Here is a 13,498-nt window from a genome sequence, read left to right as displayed (position 1 = left end):
TTAAAAAATTATGAGAATACTAAAGATTGTAAGCAGTACTGATGGAGGTGGAGTATTGACGTGTGAAACACAATATATCAAGTGCATGAGGTCTCAGGGGATTTTAGTTGATCTTGTGATTATTGGTAATGGGAAAAGAAAAGATTTTTATGCCTCTTTGAGTGATAATTTTGTAGAACTGGATAATTTAAAATGGAGTTATATTGGCAATTTTTCAAATAGAATTAATGCGATAATTCAAACATATAGATATGGAAAGAGAAACTTAAAAAAAGTTGTGACTTCACTTTCGGGCAATTATGACGCTGTTATTTATAGAAGACCAAACTTTTTGTTTTTAGCAAGCTTTTTGGCTAAGCAATATGATTCAGCTGCTTTTTGGCATCTTCCGGGAATTGTTAGCAACAGACTAGCAAAGATGATGTATTCATTTTTGTGCAAAAAATTCTCTATCGTTCCTATTGCTAATAGTGAGTATACGAAGAAAAGTTTGGGTGATGTATGTCGTCATTTTGTATATCCTGGATTTGATAGTAAAAGAATTATTTTAGGAGATAAAACATATCGAAATGAACTTGGAATACCAGAAGGCGTACCTGTATATGGTATGGTAGCCCGGGTATGTTACGACAAGGCGCAAGATTTACTCATAGGTGGGTTTATTAATTCGAAAGCAATAGAATCAAATGGCCATTTGCTAATTGCAGGAGCTTCAAACCAAGCGGAATACTTGAAAGAGCTTCATAATTTGGCTGGAGCCTTTTATGGTAAGAATGTTCACTTTTTAGGAGAAATAACTGATTTGTCCAAATTTTATTCAACTATAGATGTGGCAGTTAATTCTCGACGAAACGTTGAGGCATTTGGAATTTCTATTGCAGAAGCATTGGGAGCAGGGAAGCCAATTATTGCCTATAAACTGGGAGGTCCATCAGAGATGATTAAAAACAATGTAAATGGGTGGTTAATTGATTACCCAAATTTGGATTCGTATAGACAAGCCATTGATTTATCATTGTCTAAAAAATCAGAATGGGAATCCATTGGTTTTGCAGGAAAGGCAATGTCGAATATTTTTTCAGTTGATTTTAACGTGTCGAAATTGTTAAATATTATTAGGAGCAAGCAGGGTATTAATTAGAACTGTGTAGATATTATTAAATAATAATATAGATTATGAAAATCCGGTTAGATAAAATAAATATGCTGCTTTTGATAGTAATTTTTTCACTAACTTTTTTTGGGTTTTATTTTATTTTACTCTTTTTGGTTAATGCAGAACTTGGAGAAGCTACAAAGCAAGTTTCAGTGCCAATTCGTGGTCTCATTGGTATTTCATTGATTTCCCTTTTAGTGTTCAATTTAAAAACTAATGTATTAAATGCTAAATTAGGTTGGTTCTTTCTATTTATGATTTTTTATCTTATAAGAATTGTAATAGACTATTCCACAGGTGAGGATTTTTACCTAAGTTATGGTGACTTGTTTTTTTACTTTGTTTCTTTTTCAATAATACCATTTATTTCAATAACAATATTTGACCTAAGAGAAAAGCATTTGTCTACTATTATTGAAACGCTAATAATGACGGGATTTGCATTCTCATTAGCAGCAATTGTATTGTATGGCCATTTTATTGGCCAAGTTTCAAGATTAAGGACTGACTCTGTCGGGGAAGAAGTGATCTCTCCTTTAGCATTATCATATTGCTCAACATTAATTATTAGTATAACAGTAATATATCTTGTTTATAATAAAGTTGCCATTTTTAAAAGGCTAATTTGTTATCTGGCAATTACACTTTCAATTATTCCTTTCTTTTTAGGAGCATCAAGAGGGGCCTTATTTGCATTATTTTTACCATTCTTATTAATGTTGATTGCTAGGAACAACGTAAAGTTCACTCTTAAGATTTCTTTTGCGTTAATCGTCTCATCCGTAATATTGGTATATTTAGATGAGATGATGGGGAGTGGGTTAGTTCGAAGATTTTTTGGAACTTCCGAAGCGATTGAAACTGGGAGTACTTCTGCGATAAGGTTAGAGATATGGAAATCTTCATTCAATCAATTTTTGAATAATCCAATAATTGGTGATAAGCTAAGAGTTGAAAATTGGACAGGACACCCTCATAATATGTTAATTGAGGTATTGCAGACTACTGGACTCTTAGGATTTATTCCTATAGTAATTTTATTGCTTCGTGCATTTTTGATTTGTTTTAGAGTCTTTAAGTATATACCAAAATATTCTTGGGTAGCAATAATTTTTATAGAATCTTTTATGCAGAATATGTTTAGTGGATCAATTTCTAGCGCTGCATGGTTTTGGACTTCCATAGCTTTACTCTTTTCGCTAGAAACGCTTTTAACAAAGTTCAAATTAAGAAAGACTTAAAATGAAAAGACTATTTGTATTAATTATTTTTCTTTCAATAGGCAGTCAGTTATTTTCGCAAGTTCCAAAGGATATTAACCTTTATTTATTTAAGAAAAGGTATAATAAGAAAACATGGGATATAATAAGTAAGAAAAAGGGGATTCTATCAATAGATATTTTAAGTGGATTCATGATTGATCCAAAGAAGGATGGCAGTATATTTTATGAGAGTGTATCGAATTATTTATCAAAAATTTATCCTCAAATTGAGGATAAAGGACTGTTGTGTATTAATCTAGAAAATCAATTATTCCAAAATTTGAAATTATTAAAGAAAGATGATCCTCGGATTAAACATTCTCTAGTAACATTTGTTAGCCTAATAAAATACGTTAAAAAGTTAAGGCCAAATGTAAAAATAGGAATATATGGATTGCCAATTCGAACATTTCATGTTCAAGAAAATGATAATAGTGATAGGAAATTAGATGCTATCCTTTCTAATTGTGACTATATCATGCCATCACTTTATATTATTTATCCTGATAAACAAATAACATTAAAGAGAAATTACGATTACTTAAAACAGAATTTAGATCAAGCCTTTAGCTATGGCGCACGACTCAAAAAACCAGTACTACCATTCGTATGGTACTTGGTACATCCTATAAATAAAAAGTATGGGTATGAGATGCTCAGCCCCACTGAAATGAAACGTTATATTACTTTTATTAAACAATATAAGTATAAAAATTTAAACACAGTTGGTGGAATAATCTGGTGGGAGACGCCAACACCGTATAGAGAAAATAAAATTAGAACTAGTAATGATATGCAACCTTTAGTTAAACTGGATTGTAACGATGTTTTAATGAATTATATGAATCATATACTATAGGAATGACAGAAGGGGAAGAAGGAAAGAAAAAGATCGCAATAGTTTACCATTTTTTTGCGCATTATCGAGGGCCAATAATCGAAGAGATGTTAAATTGTAAAGTTAATAGCTATTATTTTTTGGCTGGAGATAGGGTGAATAGTTCATATAGAAATTTGAAGCTATATGAATTTGATACTGAGGATCGTTTTATAAGGCTAAAAAATATTTGGTTCTTTAAAAATTTTTTATGGCAACCGAATCTTTTTAAAATGTTAAAGCAGGAAAAATTCGATGGCGTTATTTTTCTTGGGGACTGGAAATTTTTATCTACATGGATTTCTATATTTCTTCTTAGGTTAAATAATACCCCAACATATTTTTGGAGTCATGGGGTGAGATCAAGACGTCGATCTTTAAATAATAAGCTAAAGTTGATTTTTTTAAAATGTTTTAGTCATGGAGGCGTTGTATATGATAAGTTGGCTAAAGAAATCATGAAATCTAGTGGGTTTAAAAAACCAATTTGTGTCATTTACAACTCTCTAAATTATAAGATGCAGGAAAGGATATTAAATAACCTGAACATCGGGGAATTAAAATCCCCATTTTATATGGAAGTAAATTATGTGGTTTTTACTGGCCGTCTTGAGCAGCGGAAGAGACTAGATATCTTAATAGACGCAATTTCCTTATTAAAAAACAAAGGTTTATTTGTCGGGGCATTAATTATTGGGGACGGTGACTTAAAGTTAAAACTTATAAAGCGGACAGAAGAGCTCGCTATTAATGATAGGGTAATTTTTTTAGGGAGTTGTTATGACGAGAATAGTCTTGCTAATTATTTCATAAAATCTATTGCGTGTATCATTCCTGATGCAGTAGGTTTAACTGCAATACATTCTCTCACATATGGTACCCCAATAATCACAAATGATTCGATGGGTCTTCATGGTCCAGAAATTGAATGTGTTCAAGACGGAGTATCTGGGTTTTTTTACAAGAACGATGACCCAGCCTCATTAGCAGAGAGAATTGAATATTTAATGCTTCTACCTAAAGAAAAAAGAAAAATAATTGGGGAAAACGGGAGAAGAATAATATCAGAACATTATAATCCTGAAAAGCAGTTAGCTGTAATGAATAACTTACTATTGAAACACAAATAATTATGATAAAAACATTTTTAAAAAAACTACGAATGTTTTTACTACTGAAATTTAAGTATAAATTCAAATCTGTTGGCAAAAATTTTTACATGGGTCGCAGAAATTTGATAAGGGTTTCAAGTATGAAAGTAGGTAATTATGTGTATATAGGTAATAATAGCCATTTCTCTATTGACGAATTATTTATCGATGACTTTGCAATGGTTGCCTCTCAGGTTTCCATTGTTGGTGGTGATCATCGTTTTGATATTGTGGGAGTTCCTTGCAGAAGTACCGGTAGATCTGAGAGGTTCGGGGTTCATATTGGCAAGGATTGCTGGATTGGTCATGGTGTTATAATTTTAGATGGCGTTAAAATTAATGAAGGAGCCATAATTGCAGCTGGATCAGTTGTTACGAAGGATGTTGAGGCTTATAGTATTATGGCGGGGGTTCCCGCAAAGTTTTTAAGAAAAAGGTTCGAAAGTGAACATGAAATTCAAGAACATAGTTTGAAAATAAATGACAATATTGCTAATTAAATGAAACAAATCATACAATCCTTTAAAACGGGAGATACTATACTCGAAGAAATTCCTGCACCACAAGTTAGAAAAGGAACTGTACTTATTCAAACCTCACATTCTTTGGTCTCTTTAGGTACCGAACGAATGTTAGTAGAATTTGGAAAGTCTAATTTAATATCGAAGGCTCGTCAGCAACCAGATAAGGTAAAACAAGTACTTGATAAGATAAAAACCGATGGCTTAATGCCTACCTTGGAAGCTGTATTTAATAAATTAGGTGAACCACTTCCCTTAGGTTACTGCAATGTAGGGAAGGTAATTTCTGTAGGAGAAGGTGTTACAGAGTTTAAAGTTGGTGATCGTGTAGCTTCAAATGGCCAACACGCTGAGTTTGTTTCCATTCCAAAAAATTTAGTTGCCCATATTCCCGATCAAGTGAGTGATGAGGAAGCAACATTTACTGTAATCGGATCAATAGGGTTGCAGGGAATACGATTATTAAACCCTACGTTAGGCGAAACCGTGGTTGTAATAGGGATGGGTCTAATTGGCTTAATAACCGCACAGCTGCTAGTAGCAAACGGCTGTAAAGTAATTGGTGTAGATATTGATGAAGATAAGCTAAACCTCAGTAAGCAATGGGGAGTAATTCCATTTAATCCTAAAACAGGCGATCCTGTAAAATTTGTAGAATCACATACAGATGGAATTGGATGTGATGGAGTAATTATTACAGCTTCTGCAAAAACCGACGAAATTATATCTCAAGCTGCAAAGATGAGTAGAAAAAGAGGTAAAATTATTTTGGTGGGCGTAATAGGCTTAAATTTAAGTAGAGCCGAGTTTTATGAAAAGGAGCTAAGCTTCCAAGTATCTTGCTCGTATGGTCCAGGTAGATACGATGAAAATTACGAGCAAAGAGGACGAGACTACCCATTGCCTTTTGTTCGATGGACAGAGAAGAGAAATTTTGAAGCTATATTGCAAGCAATTGCTACTAATAAGCTACAAGTTAAAGAAATGGTAACTGAAGTAGTGCCGCTCGAAGAGTTTAATACTATTTATGGGGATATTGGCAATAGGAAATCTATAGCTTCCATTCTTAAGTATAACAGTGTTGTGAACTTAGCACCAAATGAAACTATACAGTTAAGTACTGCTAATTTTAACTGTTTAAAAGGGGTTATAGGAATTATTGGTGCTGGTAATTTTACCAAAATGACAATGTTGCCCGCATTGAAAAATACAGGAGCAAATTATAAGTTTATTGCAAGTGCTGGGGGTGTTAGTGGCACCGCTTTGGCTAAAAAATATGACTTTACCCATTCTACTACAAATTATCATGAAATTTTAAATGATGATGAGGTAGATTTGGTGTTAATTACTACACGGCATGATAAACATGCTTTAATGACTAATGAAGCTTTAAAAGCTAATAAGCATGTTTTTGTTGAAAAGCCATTAGCCCTAAACGACGAACAGCTAACAGAAATAATTAACACCTATAAACAAAAGGAATCTGCAAATGCTAAAACCTTAACCGTTGGTTTTAACAGACGATTTTCACCTCACGCAGTAAAACTGAAAAGTATTATTGGAACCGCTCCAATGAACATCATTGCAACTATGAATGCGGGATTTATTCCAGATAGTGTGTGGATACATGATATGAATGTTGGTGGCGGACGAATTATTGGCGAGGCCTGTCACTTTATAGATTTAATCACCTATTTTACTGGAAGTAAGGTTAAATCGGTATGTATGAATGCAATGGAAGTTAATCCCAATGAAAATACTGACAATGCCTCTATTTTGCTTAAATACGAAAACGGTTCTACCGGCGTAATTAATTATTTCTCGAACGGTTCTAAAGCCTATTCTAAGGAGCGGATTGAGATTTATTCTCAAGAGCGCACAGCGATTATCGATAACTTTAGAACAACTACAGGTTATGGTTTTAAAGGCTTTTCTAATTTAAAAACGAGTTTGGATAAAGGGCATAGCGCCCAGTTTAAATTGTTAATTGATCGTATAAAAAATGGAGGTGCTGCACTGATTCCATTCGATGAAATCATAAACACTACAAAAGCTTCTTTTGCCGCTATTAGCAGTTTGAAAGAAGGAAAATGGATAGATATTATATAAATTTTAGAAGATGTTAGTTACGATAATTGCCGGTGCTCGCCCTAATTTTATGAAAATTGCACCTATAGTGCACGCTATACAGGATGCAAAGCAAAATGGAAAACAAATCGATTTTCGTTTAATACATACCGGTCAGCATTTTGATAAGAAAATGTCGGGCGATTTTTTTGAACAACTTGAAATACCAGAACCACATGCCAATTTGGAGGCTGGAGGAGGCTCACAAGCTGAACAGACGGCGGCCATAATGGTAAGATTTGAACAAGAATTACTGGCAAATCCATCCGATTTGGTGTTGGTGGTTGGTGATGTAACTTCTACTATGGCCTGTGCAATTACGGCACAAAAGCTAAAAACCCCAGTAGCCCATGTAGAAGCAGGTATTCGCTCTGATGATTGGACTATGCCAGAAGAAATTAACCGTTTGGTAACGGATAGTATTACAAATTATTTCTTCACTACTTCTGAAGTAGCGAATGATAATTTACGAAGATCGGGTGTAGAAGAAGATAGGATTTATTTTGTTGGTAATACAATGATTGATACCCTGTTAAAAAATAGACTACGTTTTATAACCCCACAAATTTGGGAAGGGGCGCAGCTTGAAGAGCGAAATTATATGGTGCTCACCTTACATCGCCCTGCAAATGTGGATCAAGAGGAACAGTTAAAGTTGCTGATGAACGAAATTATTGCACACAGCCAAGGTATTCCAATTATATTCCCAGTGCATCCGCGAACTGCAAAAAACCTACAAGGCCTAGGTATTTCGGCGCCTAATTTATACTTTATTGAACCTTTAAGCTATTTAGAATTTAACTATTTAGTAGCAAAGGCTAAGCTTGTGGTAACGGATTCGGGAGGAATTACGGAAGAAACTACTGTAATGGGAGTTCCATGTATTACGCTAAGGAATAATACAGAAAGACCGGAAACGATTACGATTGGTACAAACGAATTGATAGGTACTGACCCCATGGCCATTAAACCTGCATTCGAAAAGCTATTTAATGGCGAATGGAAAAAAGGTGGCATCCCGCCATTGTGGGACGGTAAAACAGCAGTTAGAATTGTAGAGCATTTGTTATCGATTGATAAGCAGTCCTAGTAAATTGTATGATATGTTAGGGAAGTTTAAAAAAGTTGTGCAATTGGTTGATAACATGGGCTGGAGATATATATTCTTCAGAACAGGTTTTGAGCTAAAGAAAAGAACAGGTTTGCTGAAAAACAAGTTCCCAATACAGCCTCAATTTAATAGAGCCTATGATCTAGAAAGCTGGAAAAGAGAAGTACAGCCTTTTTTTTTTGAAAGTAAGGAGAAACTAATTTTTGAAGAGAATCTAACAGACGAACTAACGAAGGACTATCAAAAGCTTGTCGATTTTGAGTACCCATTTTTTTCGAGCCTTCACTATAAGCTTGGAGCTAGTTACGATTGGATAACCAATCCCGCCACCGGCTATCGATATAATACTGCATTACACTGGTTAGATATAAATGATTACGACCCCAAAGCAGGGGATATTAAATTTGTGTGGGAGCCATCTCGGTTTTCGCATCTATATACCATCATTCGGTACGATAAGCATGCTGGTGTAGATTGTTCGAAGCATGTGTTTGATGAGATTGAACGATGGATAGCTGCGAACCCGATTAACCAAGGGCCAAACTTTAAATGCAGCCAAGAAATTTCGCTTCGTGTAATGAATTGGACATTTGCGCTTTACTATTATAAAAACTCGCCTTCTTTAACCGCTGCGCTGTTCGATAAAATGCAACACTACATTTATTGGCAAGTAGAACATGTTTATCATAACATTAATTTTTCGCGTATTGCTGTGCGTAATAACCACGCAATAACCGAAACACTTTTGCTCTACATGGCTGGTTTACTTTTTCCAAAGTTTAAAGGAGCAGAAAACTGGAAGAATAAAGGAAAGGCATGGTTTGAACAAGAAATTGCGTATCAAATTTACGAAGACGGAAGCTTTTTGCAATTTTCGATGAACTATCATAGGGTGGTTGTTCAGTTGTTAACCTGGGCTTTAAATTTATCGGCCGTTAACCATGAAGCGTTTGCTCCAGTAGTATACGAACGAGCAAAAAAGAGCCTTGATTTCTTGGTGAATCACATGAATACCAATACTGGATGGCTGCCGAATTATGGAAACAATGATGGCGCATTATTTTTTAAGCTATCTAACGCGCATTATAGAGATTATAGGCCGCAATTGGAAGCCCTAAGTTACGCGTTGGGCATGAATTGGGATTCGCAAAAATTTGAAGATGCGAAATGGTATGGCATAAAAAATAGGCTTGAAATACCAGTAATTGCCAATGAGGGATTTACTGCTTTCGAAAAAGGAGGCTATTATTTGTATAGAACCAACGAGAGCTTGAGTTTTATACGTTGTGGCAATCATAAAGATAGGCCTGCACAAGCGGATAACTTACATCTGGATATTTGGTATAAGGATAAAAATTTATTGCATGACGCCGGCTCTTACAAGTATAATGCAGACCAGAAGGATTTAAAGTATTTTATGGGAACTCAATCACACAATACCGTAATGCTGGGCGATTTTGATCAGATGGAGAAAGGAGCTAGGTTTATTTGGTACAATTGGAGCCAATGCAAATCTGTACGTACTGAAGAAACTGATGAATACTTTATCTTTGAAGGCGAGATAAATTGCTTTAAACACATTAATCCTGCCATTATGTACAAAAGAAAGGTTAAAATTTATAAGGAAGAGCCAGTTTGGGAAATTGAAGATCACATGCTACATAAGCCTAAAGACTTAATTTTGAAACAGCTTTGGCATACTGCTTTTCCTGAATTACTGACTTTTCTTTCGGCAACGATTAACAATGAACCAATAGATGCCCGATTTACGGAAGGTTATGTGGCTGATTTTTATGGAGTAAAAGCTAACTGTACTGAAGTCTCTTTTGAAACTTACAATGACACAATAAAAACGATAATTGGGGTTAAATCATGAGGATACTTTTATTACATCAATATTTTTTAGAGCAAGATGATCCAGGTGGTTCCAGGTTTAATGAACTAACCGCCCAGTGGTGCGAACTAGGGCATGAAGTAACGGTAATTGCCGGAATGATGCACTATAATGGCAATGAGAAGAGAGATGTATATAAAGGCAAGTATTTTGTGAATAATAAGCAAGGGAAAGTAAACGTATGGCGTACCCATGTTTCTGAAAGTTACAATGCTGGTTTTGTAGGCAGGCTTTGGGGTTACTTTTCGTTCGTGTTTTCGGCATTGTGGGCTGGGCTTTTTAAAGTAAATGGTAAATACGATATTATCTTAGTAACCTCGCCGCCCTTATTTATTGGAATTACAGGATACTTACTTTCTAGGTTAAAAAGAGTGCCTTTTGTTTTCGAAATACGAGATCTTTGGCCCGAATCGGCAATTGATACGGGAGTGGTTACCAATAAATGGATCATAAAGCTTGCCTATGCCTTGGAAGGCTTTATCTATAAAAAAGCAAAGAAAATAAACGTGCTTACACCTGCTTTTAAGAAGACATTAATTGAGAAGAAAGGGGTGGCTCAAGATAAAATTATTTTTATTCCGAACGCTGCCGATTTTAGTCTTTCGGATCATTTACTAGATACATTTGACGTTGCAAGTTTTAGAGAAAAACAAGGTTGGACTGGCCGTTTTGTAGTTACTTATGTTGGAGCGCACGGAGTAGCTAATCATTTGGACCAGGTATTGGAAACAGCTGATTTGATGAGGAACACGAATCTATTATTTGTGTTAATTGGGCAGGGAATGCAAAAGAGAAAATTACAGGAATTGGCTGAAACGATCAATCTAACGAATGTAGCTTTTTTAGACCCAGTGCCTAAAGCAGAAGTTTTCGAGTATATTTTTGCATCTGATATGGGAGCCTCGGTACTAAAAAATGTTGATACCTTTAAAACAGTATATTCCAATAAAACTTTCGATTATATGGCTTGCAAGAAACCCATATTTATGGCTATCGACGGTGTATCTAGGGAGTTAGTTGAAGAAGCAAATGCAGGGGTATTTGTACAGCCTGAAGATGCTAATGATTTTGCTGCAAAGATACGCTTGTATATGAATAACCCTGAGCTTATTAATGAACAAGGTGAAGCTGGTTACTTGTTTGCAAAAGGGAATTTTGACAGAAAAGTATTGGCAGATAAATACCTAAACTATTTAAAAGATATAGCCCGTGTATAAGTCGTTTTTTAAATACGTTATAGACTTTGTAGTGGCTGCAATAGCTTTTTTATTTTTATCTCCTGTTTTTCTTGTCGTGATGCTGGCGCTAATGATAGCCAATGATGGTAAACCCTTTTTCTTCCAAATAAGGCCGGGTAAGCAGGCAAAGTTATTTAAGATTATCAAGTTTAAAACAATGAACGATAGCAAGGATAAGGATGGTAATTTATTGCCAGATCATTTACGATTAACCGCCATTGGTTCTTTTGTGAGGAGAACTTCGTTAGATGAAATTCCGCAGCTATTGAATGTATTAAAAGGAGATATGAGCTTAATTGGCCCTAGACCATTGCTACCAGAATACTTGCCTTTATATTCTGAAGAGCAAGGCAGAAGGCATGAAGTGAAACCTGGAATAACTGGCTGGGCCCAAGTAAACGGCCGGAATGCAATAACATGGAAACGTAAATTTGAATTAGATGTTTGGTATGTAGATAATGTGAGTTTTTTATTAGATTTGAAAATAGTGTGGTTAACCATTAAAAAAGTGCTAGTAAAAGAAGGGATATCTTCTTCTACCTCAGTAACCATGGAAAAATTTACTGGAAGTTAAAATGCATATAATTGGCGCAAACGGGCATGCGAAAGTAATACTTGATATCCTTGCCATAACGAACACCGAAATTTCGGGAATATGGGATGATAATAGTTCGATTGAGTTTTTAAATAATTTTCCAGTTAATGGAAATATAGCCGAATTTAAACTGTTAAATTCGAATCAATTTATTGTTGCAATTGGAAATAATACAATAAGAAGAACGATTGCTCAAAACTTAATGCAAACTAAGCAGCTTGCTAAACATACATCAAGCGCTATTGCTAAATCTGTAATTTTAGGTGGGGGCACAGTGCTTATGGCAAATACAAGTATAAATGCCAATGTTACTATTGGAGAGCATGTAATTATAAATACAAATGCTTCAGTAGACCATGATTGTAAAATTGCCAATTTTGTTCACATTTCTCCGCAAGTGGGCTTAGCAGGTAATGTAGAAGTTGGCGAAGGTGCGCACATTGGAATTGGCGCAATAGTAATTCAGGGTATCAAAATAGGCAAATGGGCAACTATTGGCGCAGGAGCAGTAATTATAAAAAATGTCCCTGATTATGCTGTTGTAGTGGGAAACCCTGGAAAAATCATAAAATATAATCAAGCATAAATATCATTAAACTCAATTAATGAAAGGAATAATCTTAGCAGGAGGTAGTGGTACACGCCTACATCCTTTAACTTTGGCTTGCAGCAAGCAAATGATGCCGGTTTACGATAAACCGATGATCTACTACCCTCTTTCTACTTTAATGCTCGCCGGCATTAAAGAGATACTCATTATTTCTACTCCGCACGACTTACCAAACTTCGAGAAGTTATTGGGAGATGGCTCTTCGATAGGCTGTAAATTTTCTTATGCCGTGCAGTACGAGCCTAATGGGCTGGCCCAAGCATTTGTAATTGGAGAAGAATTTATTGGGGCCGATAAGGTAGCTTTAGTATTAGGTGATAATATATTTCATGGAGATGGTATGGCCCGTTTATTACAAGCTAGCTCCGATCCCGATGGAGGAGTAGTTTTTGCCTATCAGGTTTCTGATCCAGAGCGTTATGGCGTGGTGCAGTTTGATGAGCAAAATAATGTTATTTCTATTGAAGAAAAACCCCAAAATCCAAAGTCCGATTACGCCGTTCCGGGATTATATTTTTATGATAATACGGTGGTGCAAATTGCTAAAAATATTAAACCTTCACCACGTGGCGAATATGAAATAACAGATGTAAACAAAGCGTATTTATCGCAGGGCAAGTTGAAGGTTGGTGTACTAAGTAGAGGTACAGCATGGCTAGATACCGGAACTTTCGCCTCATTAATGCAGGCTGGACAGTTTGTTCAAATCATTGAAGAACGTCAAGGTTTAAAGATTGGATGTATTGAGGAAATTGCCTTTAGGATGGGTTTTATCGATGCTGCACAATTAAAAGCAGTAGCTAGCCCACTTGTTAAGAGTGGATATGGCGCGTACTTATTGAAATTAATTAAAACGAATGGAGTTTAAAAAACAATTATTATAAACCCAGATAAACTTAGGTATGCTGGAAATTTAGAAAATCTAAAAGATATTCAATATCTGCCAAACTATTCGT

At 35.3% G+C, this 13,498-nt stretch carries 12 protein-coding genes; all 12 read left to right on the top strand.

What is annotated here, in order from left to right:
- Nucleotides 1–10 precede the first annotated feature (10 nt).
- The 12 genes from WG904_RS10385 to rfbA are packed head-to-tail and all read left to right on the top strand — an operon-like array spanning nt 11 to nt 13,410.
- The gene (locus tag WG904_RS10385) at nt 11–1,141 is read left to right on the top strand and encodes a glycosyltransferase family 4 protein (protein WP_339579241.1); all 1,131 of its coding nucleotides are present in this window, start codon (nt 11–13) and stop codon (nt 1,139–1,141) included.
- Nucleotides 1,142–1,176: 35 nt separating this feature from the next.
- Nucleotides 1,177–2,397 (top strand): O-antigen ligase family protein, encoded by a 1,221-nt coding sequence (locus tag WG904_RS10380; protein ID WP_339579240.1) that lies wholly within the window; start codon nt 1,177–1,179, stop codon nt 2,395–2,397.
- A gap of 1 nt (nt 2,398) precedes the next feature.
- A complete protein-coding gene (locus WG904_RS10375) occupies nt 2,399–3,277 on the top strand; it encodes a hypothetical protein (protein WP_339579239.1) in 879 nt (292 codons plus the stop codon).
- A gap of 2 nt (nt 3,278–3,279) precedes the next feature.
- Complete coding sequence (locus tag WG904_RS10370; protein WP_339579238.1) at nt 3,280–4,425, top strand: glycosyltransferase family 4 protein; 1,146 nt, start codon at nt 3,280–3,282, stop codon at nt 4,423–4,425.
- 2 nt (nt 4,426–4,427) lie between these two features.
- Nucleotides 4,428–4,946, top strand: a complete 519-nt coding sequence (locus tag WG904_RS10365) for an acyltransferase (protein WP_339579237.1) — start codon at nt 4,428–4,430, stop codon at nt 4,944–4,946.
- A complete protein-coding gene (locus tag WG904_RS10360) occupies nt 4,947–7,076 on the top strand; it encodes a bi-domain-containing oxidoreductase (RefSeq protein WP_339579236.1) in 2,130 nt (709 codons plus the stop codon).
- A 10-nt stretch (nt 7,077–7,086) separates the two neighbouring features.
- Nucleotides 7,087–8,184 carry a non-hydrolyzing UDP-N-acetylglucosamine 2-epimerase gene (gene wecB, locus WG904_RS10355; protein ID WP_339579235.1) on the top strand — a complete coding sequence of 366 codons (1,098 nt, stop codon included), beginning with the start codon at nt 7,087–7,089 and terminating at the stop codon, nt 8,182–8,184.
- A 13-nt stretch (nt 8,185–8,197) separates the two neighbouring features.
- On the top strand, nt 8,198–10,081 hold the full coding sequence (locus tag WG904_RS10350) for a heparinase II/III domain-containing protein (protein ID WP_339579234.1): 1,884 nt from the start codon (nt 8,198–8,200) through the stop codon (nt 10,079–10,081).
- Nucleotides 10,078–11,316, top strand: a complete 1,239-nt coding sequence (locus tag WG904_RS10345; RefSeq protein WP_339579233.1) for a glycosyltransferase family 4 protein — start codon at nt 10,078–10,080, stop codon at nt 11,314–11,316. The genes WG904_RS10350 and WG904_RS10345 overlap by 4 nt, the downstream gene beginning before the upstream one ends.
- Nucleotides 11,309–11,911, top strand: coding sequence for a sugar transferase (locus WG904_RS10340; RefSeq protein WP_339579232.1), 603 nt, complete (start codon nt 11,309–11,311; stop codon nt 11,909–11,911). Before WG904_RS10345 ends, WG904_RS10340 begins: the two co-directional genes overlap by 8 nt.
- A gap of 1 nt (nt 11,912) precedes the next feature.
- Nucleotides 11,913–12,518, top strand: coding sequence for an acetyltransferase (locus WG904_RS10335; RefSeq protein WP_339579231.1), 606 nt, complete (start codon nt 11,913–11,915; stop codon nt 12,516–12,518).
- A 19-nt stretch (nt 12,519–12,537) separates the two neighbouring features.
- Nucleotides 12,538–13,410 carry a glucose-1-phosphate thymidylyltransferase RfbA gene (gene rfbA, locus WG904_RS10330; protein ID WP_339579230.1) on the top strand — a complete coding sequence of 291 codons (873 nt, stop codon included), beginning with the start codon at nt 12,538–12,540 and terminating at the stop codon, nt 13,408–13,410.
- The last annotated feature ends 88 nt before the right edge of the window (nt 13,411–13,498 follow it).

This window comes from Pedobacter anseongensis (assembly GCF_037482965.1).
GTDB classification, from domain to species: Bacteria; Bacteroidota; Bacteroidia; order Sphingobacteriales; family Sphingobacteriaceae; genus Pedobacter; species Pedobacter anseongensis.
This window is presented reverse-complemented; position numbering and strand designations above follow the sequence as displayed.